This window comes from Amycolatopsis sp. NPDC045836 (assembly GCF_056431745.1).
Map to the genome: position 1 here is coordinate 371,710 of NZ_JBWKKF010000006.1, position 15,869 is coordinate 387,578.

Annotated in this window: 18 protein-coding genes; 6 read left to right on the forward strand and 12 right to left on the reverse strand. The window is 71.4% G+C overall.

From position 1 onward, the window contains the following. Positions 1-51: 51 nt before the first annotated feature. Together AC07EG_RS13880 and AC07EG_RS13885 are read left to right on the forward strand one after the other, a co-directional pair. Complete coding sequence (locus AC07EG_RS13880) at positions 52-678, forward strand: DNA-binding response regulator (protein ID WP_478253432.1); 627 nt, start codon at positions 52-54, stop codon at positions 676-678. After that, positions 675-1,568, forward strand: a complete 894-nt coding sequence (locus AC07EG_RS13885) for a hypothetical protein (protein ID WP_478253433.1) — start codon at positions 675-677, stop codon at positions 1,566-1,568. Before AC07EG_RS13880 ends, AC07EG_RS13885 begins: the two co-directional genes overlap by 4 nt. Positions 1,569-1,637: 69 nt before the next feature. Here AC07EG_RS13885 and AC07EG_RS13890 read toward each other — a convergent pair whose 3' ends face one another. From AC07EG_RS13890 to AC07EG_RS13925, 8 genes are all read right to left on the reverse strand, one after another. Next, a complete protein-coding gene (locus AC07EG_RS13890; RefSeq protein WP_478253434.1) occupies positions 1,638-2,549 on the reverse strand; it encodes a GNAT family N-acetyltransferase in 912 nt (303 codons plus the stop codon). Between the two features lie 180 nt (positions 2,550-2,729). Continuing rightward, positions 2,730-3,473, reverse strand: a complete 744-nt coding sequence (locus AC07EG_RS13895) for a phosphoglyceromutase (protein WP_478253435.1) — start codon at positions 3,471-3,473, stop codon at positions 2,730-2,732. A gap of 806 nt (positions 3,474-4,279) precedes the next feature. Further along, on the reverse strand, positions 4,280-5,209 hold the full coding sequence (locus AC07EG_RS13900) for a DUF4349 domain-containing protein (protein ID WP_478253436.1): 930 nt from the start codon (positions 5,207-5,209) through the stop codon (positions 4,280-4,282). A 55-nt stretch (positions 5,210-5,264) separates the two neighbouring features. After that, positions 5,265-5,777 carry a type III secretion system chaperone family protein gene (locus AC07EG_RS13905; RefSeq protein WP_478253437.1) on the reverse strand — a complete coding sequence of 171 codons (513 nt, stop codon included), beginning with the start codon at positions 5,775-5,777 and terminating at the stop codon, positions 5,265-5,267. After that, on the reverse strand, positions 5,774-7,069 hold the full coding sequence (gene mshA, locus AC07EG_RS13910; protein WP_478253438.1) for a D-inositol-3-phosphate glycosyltransferase: 1,296 nt from the start codon (positions 7,067-7,069) through the stop codon (positions 5,774-5,776). The genes AC07EG_RS13905 and mshA overlap by 4 nt, the downstream gene beginning before the upstream one ends. Before the next feature lie 29 nt (positions 7,070-7,098). Then, entirely contained in the window at positions 7,099-7,929 is an 831-nt protein-coding gene (locus AC07EG_RS13915; RefSeq protein WP_478253439.1) for an alpha/beta fold hydrolase, read from the reverse strand. 10 nt (positions 7,930-7,939) lie between these two features. Next, a complete protein-coding gene (locus AC07EG_RS13920; protein WP_478253440.1) occupies positions 7,940-9,118 on the reverse strand; it encodes a L,D-transpeptidase in 1,179 nt (392 codons plus the stop codon). Between the two features lie 103 nt (positions 9,119-9,221). Further along, a complete protein-coding gene (locus AC07EG_RS13925) occupies positions 9,222-10,295 on the reverse strand; it encodes a UDP-N-acetylmuramate dehydrogenase (protein ID WP_478253441.1) in 1,074 nt (357 codons plus the stop codon). Between the two features lie 25 nt (positions 10,296-10,320). On the opposite strand from AC07EG_RS13925, the gene AC07EG_RS13930 reads away from it, so the two are divergent. From AC07EG_RS13930 to purU, 4 genes are read left to right on the forward strand one after another with little or no spacing between them, the layout of a single operon-like run. Further along, entirely contained in the window at positions 10,321-10,818 is a 498-nt protein-coding gene (locus tag AC07EG_RS13930; RefSeq protein ID WP_478253442.1) for a DUF2505 domain-containing protein, read from the forward strand. Then, positions 10,800-11,597 carry a class I SAM-dependent methyltransferase gene (locus AC07EG_RS13935; RefSeq protein WP_478253443.1) on the forward strand — a complete coding sequence of 266 codons (798 nt, stop codon included), beginning with the start codon at positions 10,800-10,802 and terminating at the stop codon, positions 11,595-11,597. Before AC07EG_RS13930 ends, AC07EG_RS13935 begins: the two co-directional genes overlap by 19 nt. Before the next feature lie 52 nt (positions 11,598-11,649). Further along, entirely contained in the window at positions 11,650-12,279 is a 630-nt protein-coding gene (locus tag AC07EG_RS13940) for a DedA family protein (RefSeq protein ID WP_478253444.1), read from the forward strand. Next, positions 12,252-13,118 carry a formyltetrahydrofolate deformylase gene (purU, locus tag AC07EG_RS13945; RefSeq protein ID WP_478253445.1) on the forward strand — a complete coding sequence of 289 codons (867 nt, stop codon included), beginning with the start codon at positions 12,252-12,254 and terminating at the stop codon, positions 13,116-13,118. Before AC07EG_RS13940 ends, purU begins: the two co-directional genes overlap by 28 nt. On the opposite strand, the gene AC07EG_RS13950 is transcribed toward purU, so the two are convergent. The 4 genes from AC07EG_RS13950 to AC07EG_RS13965 form a co-directional block, all read right to left on the reverse strand. Continuing rightward, the gene (locus AC07EG_RS13950; RefSeq protein WP_478253446.1) at positions 13,115-13,354 is read right to left on the reverse strand and encodes a glutaredoxin domain-containing protein; all 240 of its coding nucleotides are present in this window, start codon (positions 13,352-13,354) and stop codon (positions 13,115-13,117) included. The two genes, purU and AC07EG_RS13950, sit on opposite strands and share 4 nt — an antisense overlap. Next, a complete protein-coding gene (locus AC07EG_RS13955; protein ID WP_478253447.1) occupies positions 13,347-14,345 on the reverse strand; it encodes an NADP-dependent oxidoreductase in 999 nt (332 codons plus the stop codon). Before AC07EG_RS13955 ends, AC07EG_RS13950 begins: the two co-directional genes overlap by 8 nt. 3 nt (positions 14,346-14,348) lie before the next feature. Further along, positions 14,349-14,780, reverse strand: a complete 432-nt coding sequence (locus AC07EG_RS13960) for an SRPBCC family protein (protein ID WP_478253448.1) — start codon at positions 14,778-14,780, stop codon at positions 14,349-14,351. A gap of 74 nt (positions 14,781-14,854) precedes the next feature. Next, positions 14,855-15,772: an ABC transporter substrate-binding protein gene (locus AC07EG_RS13965; RefSeq protein ID WP_478253449.1), complete on the reverse strand. Its 918-nt coding sequence runs from the start codon at positions 15,770-15,772 to the stop codon at positions 14,855-14,857. Positions 15,773-15,869: the final 97 nt, after the last annotated feature.

Here is a 15,869-nt window from a genome sequence, read left to right on the forward strand (position 1 = left end):
GAGTCGTCGATTCTCCGGCCACCTTCGGCAACTTGCTGCCAGACTTGGGCGGTGATCACCGTGGTCAAGGGTGAGGAAGAGCTGTTCGCGCGCACCGCGCACCTGTTCGCGGGCGCCACCGAGGTGGCCTGCGCCGCCGCCGACCTCAACACCTTCGCCGCGTCCCGCCACGGCCCCGCGCCGACCGGCGACTACCGGGCGAAGCGGGTGCGGAAGATCTACCGGCCGGCGCTGCTGCTGGACCGGGCCGCCTCCGGGCACCTCGCCGAGCTGGTGCGCCTCGGCGCCGACGTCCGGATCAGCGCGGACGAGATCAACGAGACGATCATCCTGGACCGGCGGGTGGTCGTCCTGGCCGGTGACCCCGTCGCGGGCAGTCGCGCGTACAGCGTGCTGACCGGCGAGGAGACCGTGCAGGGCGTGGTGTCGCTGTTCGAGGCGGCCTGGCGCGGCGCGACCGAACTGGCCGTGTTCGACGCGCGGGTGGCGGAGATCCGCGCGCTGGCGCCGCGCATCCTGGACATGCTCGCGTCCGGCTGCAAGGACGAGACCGCGGCCCGCTCGCTCGGTCTGGGCCTGCGGACCTACCGGCGGCGGGTGGCCGAACTGATGGACGCGCTGGGTGCCACTTCGCGGTTCCAGGCCGGGGTCCGCGCGGGAGAACTGGGGTTGCTTTGAGGACTTGGCCGTTGCTGTGCCTGGCGCTGCTCGCCGGGTGCACGCAGGCGGTGCCGGGCACGCCCGCGCCGCCGCCCGTTCCGTCGAACCTGGCGCTGGTCGACACCGCCGCCACCGAGGACGTGCTGACCGCGTCGAGGACCGCGATCGAGGCGGTGTTCAGCTTCGACCCGGCCGATCCGGCCGGTCAGACCGCAGCCGCGGAACGGCACCTGACCGGCTTGGCGGAAGCGCAGGTGGTGACCCTGCTGGGGCCGGTGCGCGACGCCGGGGCGCGGCTCACCACCGAGGTCGCCGACGCCGCGGTGGCCGAGCTGTCCGCGAGTTCGGCCAGGGTGCTGCTGATGCTCGACCAGACCAGCACCCGGATCCCGGGTGGGCAGACCAACAGTTCCGGGGCGGCGGTGCTGGCGCTCGCCCAGCGCGACGGCGGCACGTGGCGCCTCGCCGAAATCGTGGCCAACCCCTCACCGGCACCCATCCCGGCGTCGCCGGGCGGCCCGGTCGCCGAAGCGCGCGACTCCGCACTGGCCGCCGCGCGCTCCGGCCTGGTCACCCTGCTGGCCGTCGACGGCAACGACGTCGAGGGCTCGCTGGCCCGCCAGCTGACGGTCGTCACCGAGCCGATGCTGACGCAGCTGCGCCAGTCCCAGCCGCGCGTCGCGCAGGCGGTGCGCGAACAACGCACCCAGGTGACCGTCGCACCGGACCCGGCAGTCGCCGCGAAGGCGGCCGAGCCGAACCTGGTGACCGGCTTGGCCGTGGTGAAGACCACGGTGTCCAACGGCGGCGCCCAACCCACGGAAAAGGTCTCACGCCTGCGGTTCGACCTGGTCCGGCTGCCCGAAGGCTGGCGGTTCCGCGCCCTCGAGCAGCTCCCGGTCGCCTGAGCCGGGCCCGCTACGGACACCGGCAGCTGGGTGCGACGCCAACCGCCCGGAACAAGCTGGGGCTGCCGCTCACCCCGGCCACTCCAGGACGGCGCGTTCCTGCGTCACCGGGTAGCCGGCTCGGGCGAACGCGGCGGCCATGGGCTTGTTGCCGACGTCGGTGGCGGCCAGCACCCGGGTTTCGCCTGCCTCGACCAGCAGGTGGGTGCATTCGACCAGCAGGTCGTAGCCGTAGCCGTGGCCGCGGTGTGCCGGGACCACGCCGATGATGCCGACCACGGCGCCGGAGTAGTTGCGGCCCGGCACGGTGAGGCCGGCCAGTTCACCGCCGGGGGTGTAGGCCAGGCGCCACCACTCGCGGGGTGAGGGCAGCCAGCGGAGGAACCCGAGTTCCTCGTCGGCGGCTTGTTGCAGGCCGCCCCGGGCGATGGCTCGCTGGGCGTGGGCGTCCAGCGTGCCCTCGTGGACGCGTTCGAGCACGGCGTGGAACGCGCCGTCGTCCGGGTTCGGCCGGAAGTCCAGGCGGCCGGGCCGGTCGGGCAGGCCGTCGTCGAGGTTCCAGGTGTAGCGGAACCGGTCGACCAGCGGGCGCATCCCGGCGTCGACCGCCGCGTCGATGCGGGCCTGCCGGGCGGCGGCGACCTCCGGGCGCGACCGCCAGTCCGCGGGCAACGCCAGCTCGTACTCCGCGGTGAGCCCGGCCGTACGCAACAAGGCCACGCCCGCCTCGTGCTCGGTGAAGTCGAACCAGTCCAGTGCCACCGGCTCGGTGTCCTCGGGCCCGCCCCACCACGCGGCACGGGCGACGACGCGCCCCTCACGCAGGGCGACCCAGGTCCAGTCCGGGCGGTATTCGCCCTTGGCCCACATCTCGGCGAAGTTCCGGCCGAAGACGCCGAACCCGACCAGCTGCGGCACGTCGAGGGTGTCGAACAGGGAACCTTCGCCCGCGCGGAGCGGGCGGGTGACCAGGTCGGTCAAGTAACTGCCTTTCGAGAGCGGTGCAGGACGCGCTCCCGGTCAGCGGTCGGCAAGCTGACGACGCCCGGTGGCGGCGGGAACGCTGAATCGGGTCGGACTCATCGTTCTCACCTCTTCCTCGTCCCAGCGGGCGTCACGGACACCGTATCCCGAGGTCCGTGACGCCCGTCAAGCCATTTGTCAGCGCCCCTGGTTGGCGACCGCGGCCGCGGCCTCCTCGGCGGCTTCCGGGTCGAGGTAGGTGCCGCCCGCGGTGATCGGCTTCAGGTCCTCGGTCAGGTCGAAGCGCAGCGGGATGCCGGTGGGGATGTTCAGCCCGGCGATGTCGGCGTCGGAGATGTCGTCGAGGTGCTTGACCAGCGCCCGCAGCGAGTTCCCGTGCGCGGCGACCAGCACCGTCCTGCCCGCCCGCAGGTCCGGCACGATCTCGGCCTCCCAGTACGGGACGAACCGCTCGACCACGTCCTTGAGGCACTCGGTCAGCGGCGCGTCGATACCGGCGTAGCGCGCGTCCCCGGCCTGGCTGTACTCGTCGGCGGGGTCGATCTCGGGCGGCGGGGTGTCGTACGACCGGCGCCAGAGCATGAACTGCTCCTCACCGAACTGCTCCAGCGTCTGCTTCTTGTTCTTGCCCTGCAGCGCGCCGTAGTGGCGTTCGTTGAGGCGCCAGTCCCGGCGGACCGGGATCCAGTGCCGGTTCGCGGCGTCGAGCGCGAGGTTCGCGGTCGAGATCGCCCGGCGGAGCAGCGAGGTGTGCACCACGTCGGGCAGCAGCCCCGCCTCGGCGAGCAACTCCCCACCGCGCTTCGCCTCCGCGGCGCCCTGCTCGGACAGCGGCACGTCCACCCAGCCGGTGAACAGGTTTTCCGCATTCCACGTGCTCTGCCCGTGTCGGAGGAGCACCAAGGTCCCTAGATCGGCCATGGTGGTCAGCCTGCCAGCCGGTCCCCGGGCGGTCACCCTCGGGTGCGTGGTGAACAGGGTTCTACCCAAAGTTCATTACCGCCGGGTAGACGTACACCCGAATGCCGTCGATGACACGCAGGTCCGCTTTTAGTTGCCCGCTGAACTGCAGGCAGTTAGCCCAGTGGAAGAAGTTCACTCGAATGGAGTAGCCAGTAGTCTTGTGATTACAGACCCGCTTCTGCCAAGTTGGCTATCGACTCGCTCGGCTGGATTCCACGCACTCCCCGGCCTGAGCGGTCAAGGACGCAGCTCGTCTCCCCCCTGCCGAGCTGCGGCCCCGCCGGCCCCGTTGGCACCCCCCTCGTCACCGGGTCCACTAGCGGCGGGAACGTTATGCGGGGCGGCTCGAGTTCGCGACTCCCCCCTCCCTCGAGCCGTCCCGCCTTCCTGCGCGCGTGTTCGTGGCTTCGCCACTTCCCCGCGCGCGGCGGTCCGGGTGCCGACCCGGGGGGCCGAGCCCCCGGACCCCCACGGTGCGAGCTCCTCACCCTGGCGGGCGCTGGGCACGTCGAGTGTGAACCAGCATGGTGACCGGGGCATTCGCAAGGTTCGTGGCTTCGCCACCTCACCGAAGCAGGGCGAGACAGCTTGCCCCAACCCGGATGCGAACCGGAAGCCGGGAGCGGGAAGCGAACAGCAGAGTTGACCTCACCTGCCCCATCCCGGTCCAAAGCCAAAACACGGCGGGGATCGAGTCGTCAAGGCATCTTTCCCGCCTTGACAACTCGATCCCCGCCGTAGTCACACTGGCAAACCGGGGTGGTTCAGGAATTCTCCGACGGCACCACCGGAGCCGCAGGAGCAGCCGCGGTCCGGCGCCGCAGGAAGTACCTCACCGCCAGGTAGAGCGGCACCCCCAGCAGGACCGCGAACGGCAGGACCGCACCCAGCACCGTCAGCAGCCCGCTGCCGAAGTCGAGGAAGGCGTCCCAGCCACCCGCCAGGCCGCCGACGAAACCGCGGTCCTCTTCGACCGTGGCCGGACCCCCGGCCACCGTGCTCACGGTCAGCGAAACAGTCGCCATCGCCACGCTCCCCGCCAGTGCCTTCTGGCGCCCCTGCAGGGACTCCAGCTCCGCTTCCCGCTCGGTCAACTCGCGCTCGATCGAGGTGATCTCGCTGATCGAACCCGCCTGCCCGAGCAGCGCCCGGACCCGTTCCACGCTGGCCCGCTGCGTGGTCAGCCGCGATTCGACGTCCACCACCTCCTCGGTGACGTCCTTGGTCTGCAACTCCCGCCGCAGCACCTTCTCGCCGGTGCCGGACAACTCGGCCAGCACCTGGTCCAGCTTCTCGGCGGGCACCACGATGCTCAGCGAAGCCTGCTTGTCGTCGGTGCGCTCCTGCCCGGTGTAACCACCCGCGGCGACGGCGATCTGCGTCGCCTTCTGCACCGTCCCGGCGACATCCGGCGAGCTGATCGACAACTGCGCCGTGCGCGCCAGCTTCCGGTCGGTGATCGCCACCGCCTGCCCGGACGGCACCCCGTCCGCGGGCGCGGGCTCACCCGCCCGCGGCTTGGCCTCGCCCTGGTCCGGCGCGGTGCCCGGCTTGGCGTTCGGCGCAGCAGGCGCGGCGGGCGCCGCCACCTCCGGCGCCGAACTCCCGGTCGACCCCGACTTCTCGGCGGTGCACCCGCCCAGCACCATGGCCCCCAGCACGAGCGCCGCTGTCGCATAACGTCTCTGTCCCATGCGCTTCATGGGCGAGTAGACGGGTCACCGGGTCAGGACAGTTGCACGCCGGGCATCACGAATCCGTCACCGGTCCGGTCGACACCTGCTCCGGCTCCACCAGGTGCTTGAACGCCTGCAGGTTCGCCAGCGACTCCCCGCGCGAGACCCGCCAGTCCCACTCCCGCTTGATCGAGGTGGCGAAGCCGATCTCCAGCAGCGTGTTGAAGTCGCCGTCGGCGGCCTCCAGCACCTGCCCGAGGATCTTGTCCAGTTCGGCCTCGGTCACCGCGTCCAGCGCCAGCCTGCGGACCAGGTAGATGTCCCCGATGGCGTCCACCGTGTAGTGCACCGAATACAGCTTCGCGTTGCGGCGCAACAGGTACCGGTAGACCTCTTCGTGCGCCTCGTCCGGGCGGCGGCAGACGAACGCCTCCACCGAGAAGGCGTGCTCACCGGCCACCAGCCAGCAGTTGGTCTGCAGCTTCTTGGTCCCCGGCAGGGTGACGAAGTACTTGCCGTCCCCCTTGCGCTCGTACTCCAGGCCCGCAGCGTCCAAAGTGGACTTGATGACACCGTCGACGGTCAAACCGCTACCTCCGTCCGCAACGCGTCGACCGACACCGCCGCCTCGGCGTAGGCGTCGAGCAACGCGTCGGTGGTGCGCCGCCAGGAGAAGCGGCGCGCGTGCTGCACGGCGTTCGCCGCCAGCTCCTCGTGCCGCTCCGGCTTCAGCGCGACCGAGGCCAGTGCCCCGGCCCAGTCCCGCGCGCGGTGCGTCGGCACCAGCAGTCCGGAGACCCCGTGCGCCACCGCCACCGGCAGCCCGCCGACCTCGGCCGCCACCACCGGCGTGCCGCAGGCCTGCGCCTCCACCGCCACCAGCCCGAACGACTCGTTGTGACTGGGCACGGCTACCACGTCGGCCGCCCGGTAAACCTCCACCAGCGCCGGACCGGGTTGCGGGGGCAGGAACCGCGTCTGCCGCTCGATGCCGAGCGTGACCGCCAGCTCCCGCAGCGCCCTCGGCTGCTCCAGCCCGTTGCCCGACGGCCCGCCGACGATCAGCACCACCAGCCGGTCGGCCAGCCCGGGGTCGCGCCGCAGCATGGCCGCGGCCGCGTGCAGCAGCACGTCGGGTGCCTTCAACGGCTGGATGCGCCCGGCGAACGCCAGCACCACGGCGTCCCGCGGCAGGCCGAGCGACCGCCGCGCGGCCTCCTTCGACCCGGGGGTGAAGCGGTCCAGGTCCACACCCGGCGACACGGTGTGCACCGCCCTCGGTGCCGCGCCGTACAGGCTGACCAGCTCCCGGGCCTCGACCGCGGTGTTCGCCACCAGCCGGTCGGCCTCGGCGACGATCTGCTCCTCACCGATCACCCGCGTCCGCGGCTCCGGGGTGTCCCCCTCGGCGAGCGCGGCGTTCTTCACCTTGGCCAGCGTGTGCGCGGTGTGCACCAGCGGCACGCCCCAGCGGTCGCGCGCCAGCCAGCCGACCTGCCCGGACAGCCAGTAGTGCGAGTGGATCACGTCGTAGTGCCCCGGCTCGTGGAACGCCTCGGCCCGCAGCACGCCCGAGGTGAACGCGCACAGCTGCGCGGGCAGCTCGTCCCGGCCCAGCGGTTCGAACGGGCCCGCGGGCACGTGCCGGACCAGCACCCCCGGCGTCAGCTCGGCCACCGGCGGCTGGTCGGAGGAGGTGGCGCGGGTGAACACCTCGACGTTGATCCCGCGACGGGCCATCTCGGTGGCGGTCTGGCTGATGTAGACGTTCATCCCACCGGCGTCACCGGTGCCCGGCTGCTCCAGCGGCGAGGTGTGCACCGACAACACCGCCACCCGGCGTGGCCAGCGCGTGGCCCTGTGCAACGTGACCGTCACGTGGTCGCTCCTTGTTCACTCCGCGCGGCTCAGTGGGCGAAGCGTTCGCCGGCGAACTGATCGAGCGCCGAGTTGAACTCCGCGGCCGCCTCGACGAACGGAAGGTGCCCTGTCCCTGGCATCCAACGCGTTCGGGCACCCGCTATCTTCCCCGCCGCGTATTCCGACGCGGAGAGATCCACCACCCGGTCCTCCGTACCGTGGATGACCAGGGCCGGGACGTCGAGGCCGCCGAGCACCACGGAGCTGTCCACGTCGCGGCGGAACAACGCGGCACGCACCGCGGGCGGCACGGAGAGGCTGGTGCCGAGCAGCGACTGCGTGAACGGGCCGTCCACCGGCCGCGTGGACATGCCGTCGCAGAGCGCGCTCAACGCGGGCACGGCCTCGGCGGGGTCGTCGGACAGGGCGGCGGGCAACGCGGCTCGCATGGCCGGGCCGATGCGGCCACCCGGCCGGTTCCGGCCGATCTCGGTGATCGCCCCGGCCAGCACCACGCCGATGACGTTGGTGGTGCCGTGCACCCGCAGGTAGTCGGTGATCGCCAGGCCGCCGTAGGACCAGCCGACCAGCAGCACCGGCGCGCCCGCCCCGGCGAAGTCGAGCACCGCGGCCAGGTCCTCGGCCCACGCCCGCGGGTCGTCGTAGCCGAGCGCGGGCACGTCGGAGTTGCCGTGCCCGCGCAGGTCCACCGCCACCAGCCGGTAGCGGCTGCTCAGCCCGGCATCGGCCAGCTGCGCCGACCAGGCCAGGGACGACTGCGCCCAGCCGTGCACAAAAACGATGGCCGAGGCGTTCGCCGCACCCGCTACGCGCAGGCCGAGCCGCACGCCCCCGGCACCGATGACTTCGGTGAGCAAGGGCCGGTCCTTAGATCGCCGACTTGGACTGCCAAGTCTTCCAGTCGAGCAACCAGTCCATCACATCGGAGGTCGTCGGCATATCCGCCTTCGAGCCGGTGATCTCCACCGGGTCGCCGATCAGCGCCGAGTCGAAGTACGCCTTGGCGTCCGCTTCCAGCAGGTTCACGCAGCCGTGCGAGGTGTTGGCCTTGCCGATGTTGCCGCGGTTCTCCTCGTTCTCGTGGATGAATTCGCCGTGGTTGGAGATGCGGCAGCACCACTTCTTCTTGACGTTGGTGTAACCGTAGCGCGCGTTGTCGAAGATCGAGGTGGGTTCCTTGGTCATCACGATCAGCGTGCCGTTGGGCGTGTTCAGGTTCGGGTCGGCGTCCTTGCCGTTGCTGCACGGGTAGCTCGCGTGCTCGGACCCGTCGCGGTAGACCTTCATCACGTGGTCCGGGGTGTGCACCTTGACCACCTGGTTGCGGCCGATCTTGAACTTCGTGGTCACGTCGGCCTTGGCGTAGACGCCCTTGCCCAGGTCCACGCCGTAGAGCTTGGCGGAGACCTCGACCTCGGTGCCGGCCGGCCAGTACTCCTTGGGCCGCCAGTCCACCTGCCGGTCGGACAGCCAGGCCCAGCCGCCCTCGACCGGCTTCGAGGTCTTGACCTCCAGCGCGGCCTGCGCGGCCTTGCGGTCGCCGACCGCGGCCTCGAACTTCACGCTGATCGGCATGCCGACGCCGACCTCGGCGTCGTCACCGGGGTTCAGCGTGGCGCGGATCACCTTGGCCGGCTTGACGGTGTCGAACTTCCCGGCCAGCTCCACCGGCTTGCCGTCGCTGCCGGTGGCCTTCGCCGCGTAGGTGTAGGACTTGCCGTACCCGAGCTGCTCGGAGCTGGTCCAGATGGTCTTCTCCGGGTTGAGCGCGCCCTCGACCGCCTTGCCGTCGGAGTTGGTCAGCTTGACCTCGGTCAGCGTGCCGTCGGTCACCCGCACGGTCACCGGCTTGGCCACCGGTGCGTCCTTGGCGTCCGCGGCGGGTTCGGCGGTGAGCACGGCCTTCGGCGGGGCCGCCGCGGGCGGTTCACCACCGCTGGTACCGGTTCCGCCGCCCTCGTCACCGGAGCAGGCGGCCAGCGCGATGGGCGAGAGCACCACCGGGGTCACCACCGCCGCTCGCAGGACCTTCCGCCGTTCGAACACCGCACACCTCCATGTCCCCGGTCCTCCCCGGTCCCTGCCCGCTGGGAGAACCCACTCGTCCCCTAGACGCCGCCGGACCGCCCGCGGTTGCTCGTGGCCCAGCTCACAGCTCGCAATTGATCAGCAGGGGTTCGGGGTGGAGTTCCACGCCGAAGCTCTTCTCAACCCCGTTGCGCACGTCACGCGCCAGCGCCAGCAGGTCGGCCGTGGTGGCCGCGCCGCGGTTCGTCAGCGCCAGGGTGTGCTTGGTGGACAAGGAAACCCGGCTTCCGGGGCCGGGGTGCCCCTTGCCGAAACCGGCGCGTTCGATCAGCCACGCCGCGGACAGCTTCACGCCGTTGTCGGCCGGGTACTGCGGCACCGGCACGTCTTCGCCGACCACCTCGGCGATCCGCGTCAGCACCGCGGCGACGCGGGCTTCCGGCAGGATCGGGTTGGTGAAGAAGGAACCGGCGCTCCAGGTGTCGTGATCGGCGGGGTCGAGCACCATGCCCTTGCCGCGGCGCAGTTCCAGCACGGCTTCGCGCACGGTGCCGGCGGGCACCCTGGCGCCGATGTCCACCCCGAGCTCCCTGGCCAGTTCGGCGTACCGGATCGGGCTGGACAGGCCGTCGCCGTGCAGGTCGACGTCGACGGAGAGGACCACACCGTGGTCGGTGCCCTTGAGCACGCTGGTGCGGTAGCCCAGCCGCAGCTGCTCCTTGTTGAGCGTGCGCACGTCACCGGTGCGGCGGTCGAGCAGGCGCACCGAGCGCAGCAGGTCGCCGATCTCGAAGCCGTAGGCGCCGACGTTCTGGATGGGCGTGGCGCCGACCAGGCCGGGGATGCCGGAAAGGCACTCCAGGCCGCCGAGGCCGGTGCGCACCGTCCACTCGACGAAGTCGTCCCAGTTCTCCCCCGCTTCGGCGGTGACGTGCACCACCGGGCCGTCCTGCCGGAAGGAGCGGCCCTTCGTGGCGATCTTGAGCACCGCGCCGTCGAAGCCCTCGTCGGCGACGACCAGGTTGGAGCCACCCCCGAGCAGCAGCAGCGGCTCACCGGCGGCGTCCGCGGCCCGCACCGCGTCGATGAGGTCACCGCTGGTCGCGGCCTCGGCGAAGCGGCGCGCCGGGCCGCCGAGGCGCAGGGTGGTGTGCTCGCTCAGGCCCGCTTGGGTGGGAGTTTCGAGAGTGCTCACGCCCTCGAACGGTACTGTCCCGCTCATGGCATCCCGTATCGAGCACCGCGCGGAGTTCGCGCAGAGCGTGGACGAGGTCTACGACGCGCAGTCGGCCGAAGAGGCCCTGCTCGCCCGCCTCGACCTGCTGGGCGGCAAGCACGCCGGGTTGCCGGAGCACACCGCCGACGAGCACCGGGCGGCGTACAAGCTGGTCCAGGGCATCGGCGCGGAGGAGCTGCCGCAGGCGGTCCGGACCATCCACCGGGGCGACCTGATCGTGCACCGCGAGCAGGTGTGGGAGCACACCGGCGACCGCTACACCGGCACCGCGAAGGCGACCGTGCAGGGCGTGCCGGGGGAGATCACCGCGCGCACCGAACTGGTGCCGAACGGCACCGGGGCGACGCTGATCACCAGCGGTGAGGTGCGCGTGCGCATCCCGCTGGTCGGCGGCAAGCTGGAGCAGGTGATCGCCGAGCAGGTGACGAAGCTGCTGGTGCGGGAAGCGGAGTTCACCGCGAAGTGGCTCGCGGACGGCTGACCGTCCCGGTCGGCGCACCAACCAGGGGAACCACCAATCCGAACCGCCTCCGCCGCATCGACCGCTGGCTGACCGGCACGCCGTCGATCGGCGCCGCGCTGCGGGCGGCGGAAGATCCGCTGGTCGTCGACCTGGGTTACGGCGCGTCACCGGTGACCACGGTGGAACTGGTGCGGCGGCTGCGCTCGGTCCGCCCGGACGTGCGGGTGCTGGGGCTGGAACTGGACCCCGAGCGCGTGGCCGCCGCCGCGGCCGCCGCCGAGCCGCCGTGGCTGGAGTTCCGGCGTGGCGGGTTCGAACTGGCCGGGACGCGGCCGGTGCTGGTCCGGGCGTTCAACGTGCTGCGGCAGTACGACGAGTCGGCGGTGCCGCGGGCCTGGCAGTCCGTGCTGGACCAGCTGGCGCCCGGCGGGCTGCTGGTTGAGGGCACCTGCGACGAGATCGGGCGGCGGTGCGCGTGGGTCACCCTGTCCGCGGCCGGCCCGGAAACCCTCACCCTCTCCTGCCACGCGGCGCACCTGGACCGGCCGTCCGGCGTCGCGGAACGGCTGCCGAAGTCGCTGATCCACCGGAACGTGCCCGGGGAGCCGGTGCACGAGTTCCTCTCGCTGTTCGACGCCTGCTGGGACACCGCCGCCGGGCACCGGGCCTTCGGCGCCCGGGCCCGCTGGGCCGAGGCGGTGCGGCTGCTCGCCGCCCGCTGGCCGGTGCTCGACCGGTGGCCGCGCTGGCGGTGGGGTGAGGTGACCGTGCCCTATTCGAGCGTCGCACCCCGCTGAATGTTCACCCCGATCATCCCGGCGCTTCACCACCGCCGCCGACGATGGGGGCGTGCTCGAATTCCTGCAGGCCGCGCTCGGGTCGCCGTGGTTGTGGCTGCTGGTCTTCGCGGTGTCCGCACTGGACGCGCTGCTGCCGTTCATGCCGAGCGAGACGGCGGTGGTCGGGCTGGCGGTGCTGGTCGGGTCCGACTTCGGCAAGCTGGCGCTGCTGACCCTGGTGGCCGCGGCCGGGGCGTTCGGCGGTGACCTGCTCGGCCACACCATCGGCCGCACGGCGGGGCCCGCGGTGGTCTCCCGGTTGCGGCGCGGCGAGAAGGGCGCCCGCCGGTACGCCTGGGCCGAGCGCAAGGTGACCGAGCGCGGCGCGCTGCTGATCATCGGCGCGCGGTACCTGCCCGGCGGCCGGGTGGCGACCGCGCTGGCCACCGGCACCACGCGTTACCCGCTGCGGCGGTTCGCCGCGCTGGACGCGCTGGGGTCAGCCATCTGGGCGGTGTACAGCGTGCTGCTCGGCTTCCTCGGCGGGGCCCAGTTCGGCGGTGAACCGCTGAAGGGGCTGCTCCTGGCCTCCGGGCTGGGGCTTCTCGTGGTGGCGGTGCTGGAGGTGGCCCGCCGCGCCCCGCTGGCGCGCACGGGGAAGGATGGGCAACCGTGCCAGCCCCAGAACGCAGATACGTGATCACCTTCGGCTGTCCCGACCGCACCGGGATCGTCGCGCGCATCGCCGCCTTCCTCGCCGAGGCGGGTGGCTGGATCGTCGAGGCCGCCTACCACACCGACCCGGAGACGGGCTGGTTCTTCACCAGGCAGGAGGTGCGGGCCGACTCGCTGCCGTTCGACGTCGACGAACTGCGTGCCCGGTTCGCCGGGGTGGCGCGCTCACTGGGCAGCGACACCGACTGGACGGTCGCCGACACCGCCGAGCGCCGCCGCGTGGTGATCCTGGTCTCGAAGGAGGGGCACTGCCTCTACGACCTGCTCGGCCGGGTCGCCTCCGGGGAGCTGGACGTGGACGTCAGCGCGGTGATCGGCAACCACGACTCGCTCGCCGACATCACCCGCGCCCACGGCATCCCGTTCCACCACGTGCCGTTCCCGGCGGACGGCAAGGCGGAGGCGTTCGCCGAGGTGCGGCGGCTGGTCGACGCCCACGACCCGCACGCGGTCGTGCTGGCGCGGTTCATGCAGATCCTGCCCGCGGACCTCTGCGAAGCGTGGGCCGGGCGCGCGCTGAACATCCACCACAGCTTCCTGCCGTCGTTCATCGGCGCGCGGCCGTACCACCAGGCCCACGCCCGCGGCGTGAAACTGGTGGGCGCGACCTGCCACTACGTCACCGCCGACCTGGACGCCGGGCCGATCATCGAACAGGACGTCATCCGCGTCGGCCACGGCGATTCGGTCACCGACATGGTGCGCAAGGGCCGTGACATCGAGAAGTTCACCCTGGCGAAGGGCCTGCGCTGGCACCTGGAGAACCGGGTGCTGGTGCACGGCAACCGGACCGTGGTCTTCTAACTGGTCAAGCGGGCGGCGAGCGCTTCGTCGGAGGGTTCGACCAGGAACGAGCCGTCGTCGAAGACGACGGTCGGGATGCGGCGGGCGCCGTCCTGCAGCGCCCGCACCCTGGCCTCCGCCTCGGCGTCGGCTTCCACGTCGACGTAGCGGTACGCCACGCCCTCGCGGTCCAGCAGGGTGCGGCTCCGGCGGACATCGGGGCACCAGCCCGCCCCGTACACGATCAGTTCAGACACGGACCAGCATCTTCCCGGTGTTGGCGCCGCCCAGCAGGTCGATGAACGCCTGCGGGGCCTGGCGGATCCCGTCGACCACGGTTTCGCGGTACTTCAACTGCCCGGAGGTGACCAGCGGCGCCACGCCGGCGACGAACTCCGGCTGCTTGGCGTAGTGGTCGCCGACCAGGAAACCGTGGATGTTCAGCCGCTTGCCGACGATCTTCATCAGGTTCCGCGGGCCGGGCACGGCTTCGGTGTCGTTGTAGGTGGAGATCATCCCGCACACCGCGAACCGCGCGTGCAGGTTCGCCGACTCGATCGCCGCTTCCAGGTGCTCACCGCCGACGTTGTCGAAGTACACGTCGATGCCGTCGGGCGCGGCCTCGGCCAGCTGCTTGGCGACCGGACCGTCCTTGTAGTTGAACGCGGCGTCGAAACCGAGTTCCTCGGTCAGGTACCGGACCTTCTCCGCCGAACCCGCGCTGCCGACCACCCGCTCGGCCCCACCGAGCTTCGCCAGCTGACCGGCGACCGAACCGACCGCACCCGCGGCGCCCGAGATGAACACCGAGTCGTCGGCGGTGAAGTGCGCGATCTCGTGCAGCCCGGCCCAGGCGGTGAAGCCGGTCATGCCGAGCACGCCGAGATAGGTGCTCAGCGGCGCCAGCCCGGCGTCCACCTTCGCCGCCTTCTTCGCGTCGACCACGGCGTGGGTGCGCCAGCCGAGCTGGTGCACCACCTTGTCCCCGGCCGCGAATCCCTCCACAGTGGACTCGATGACCTCGCCGACGGCGCCGCCGTGCATCACCTTGCCCAGTTCGTACGGCTCCGCGTAGGACTTGGCTTCCGACATCCGGCCGCGCATGTACGGGTCGACGCTGATGAACTCGTTGCGCACCAGCAACTGGCCCGGTCCCGGCGACGGGACGTCGGTGTCCACGATGGAGAAGTCGGCGTGCGTCGGCCGCCCGTGCGGGCGGGCGGCGAGCCGGATTTCGGTCGCGGTCAAGGCTCAGACCTCTTTTTCCAGGTTTTCCAGCACGCCGCCGTAGATCCGCTTGAGCCCGGCGGGCGCGAAGGTCTTTTCGAAGAAACCACCGATGCCGCCGGCCCCGGACCAGCTGGTCTCGATCCGGACCAGGCTGCTCTGGCCGACCTCGCGCACGGTCCAGGTGGTCACCATGGTCGAGTTGGCGTCGGTCTCCACCAGGGTGCCCGGCTCGGGTTCGGAAACGGTGGCCGCCACGTCGCGCACGCGCTTCGAGGTCGCCTGCAGCTTCCACCTGGCCACCGTGCCCGCGCCGTTGCCGCCCTCGACCACCTGGTAGTCGCGGTACTGCTCGGTGAGGATCTTCGGCCGCGCGGTGTAGTCGGCGACCAGTTGCCGCACCTTCTCCACCGGCGCGTCGATCTTGCGCTCCGCGGTGGCGGTGACCTTCCCCATCAGTTCACTCCTGTTCCTTTGGCCGCGCCTCCGGCGCGGCGGCGAGGTCACGGGTCCGAGGCCCATTCTGCCCCTTAAACCAGCCCCTGGTCGGCCAGCCACTCTTTCGCGACATCGGCCGGGAGCTCACCGTCGGAGTCGACCAGTTTGTTCAGGTTCCGCAGTTCCTCGGTGGTCAGCTTCGCGCTGACCGCGTTGACCACCGCGGCGAAGTCGGGGCCGCGTTCGTCGAGCACCTTCTTCGCCACCGCGGGCACCACGTTCTCCGTCGGCACGATCGCCAGGTCGTCCTCCAGCGCCTTGAACGCCGGATCGCCGACCAGCGGGTTCACCGAGTCCACCGGGATCACCGTGACCGCGCCCGAGCGCAGCTGCTCCACCCGCGGCCCGGCCTCCTGCACCGCCTGGAAGGTGGCGTCGATGCCGTAGGTGTCGCGGAACCCGGCGAAGCAGGTCGACCGCTTCTCGCACTCCGGCCCACCGGCCATCACCACGTTCGGCACGTGCTTGAGATCACTGATCTTGCTCAGCCCGTGCTGCTGCGCCAGCTCGGCCTTGACCAGGTAGGTGTTCTTGTTCTCGGCGGGCGCGTAGTCCAGCAGCCCGATGTTCGACGGCGCGAACAGCTCGGCGAGCTTGGCGTGCTCGGAGGCGGCGTCCTTCGGCGCGGTTTCGTTGAAGCCGTTGACGATCGCCGCGCCCTGGTACTCGGGGATGAACTGCAGCTCGCCCTTCTGCAGCGACGGGTAGATCAGCTCCCGCGAGCCGATGTTCAGCTTGCGCTCCACCGGATAGCCCTTCGCCTCCAACGCCGCGCCGTACAGCTCGGCGAGGATCACGCTGTCGGTGAAGTTGAACGACGCGAGCACGATCGGCGCGCCGCCCTTGCTCTCGGCGGCGGGCGCGGCTCCATCACCGCCACCGCCGCCGCAGGCGGCCAGGCCGAGGGTGGCGGCAGCCAGCACGGCAGCCAGTCGGAGTGTCCTGCGCATGGGAAGTCCTTTTCATCCGGAGGAGGCCACGCTAACCGGCTGCCACGACACCCATCCACATCCCGGGATCGGCTTCCAGCAGCCGAGAACACGCACC

Excerpts from the sequence above, each read along its gene's own strand:
- AC07EG_RS13895 (WP_478253435.1), bottom strand. The coding sequence starts at position 3,473 with ATGGCCGATCTAGGGACCTTGGTGCTCCTCCGACACGGGCAGAGCACG.
- AC07EG_RS13900 (WP_478253436.1), bottom strand. The coding sequence starts at position 5,209 with ATGGGACAGAGACGTTATGCGACAGCGGCGCTCGTGCTGGGGGCCATG.
- AC07EG_RS13930 (WP_478253442.1), top strand. The coding sequence starts at position 10,321 with ATGGCATCCCGTATCGAGCACCGCGCGGAGTTCGCGCAGAGCGTGGAC.
- AC07EG_RS13960 (WP_478253448.1), bottom strand. The coding sequence starts at position 14,780 with ATGGGGAAGGTCACCGCCACCGCGGAGCGCAAGATCGACGCGCCGGTG.
- AC07EG_RS13965 (WP_478253449.1), bottom strand. The coding sequence starts at position 15,772 with ATGCGCAGGACACTCCGACTGGCTGCCGTGCTGGCTGCCGCCACCCTC.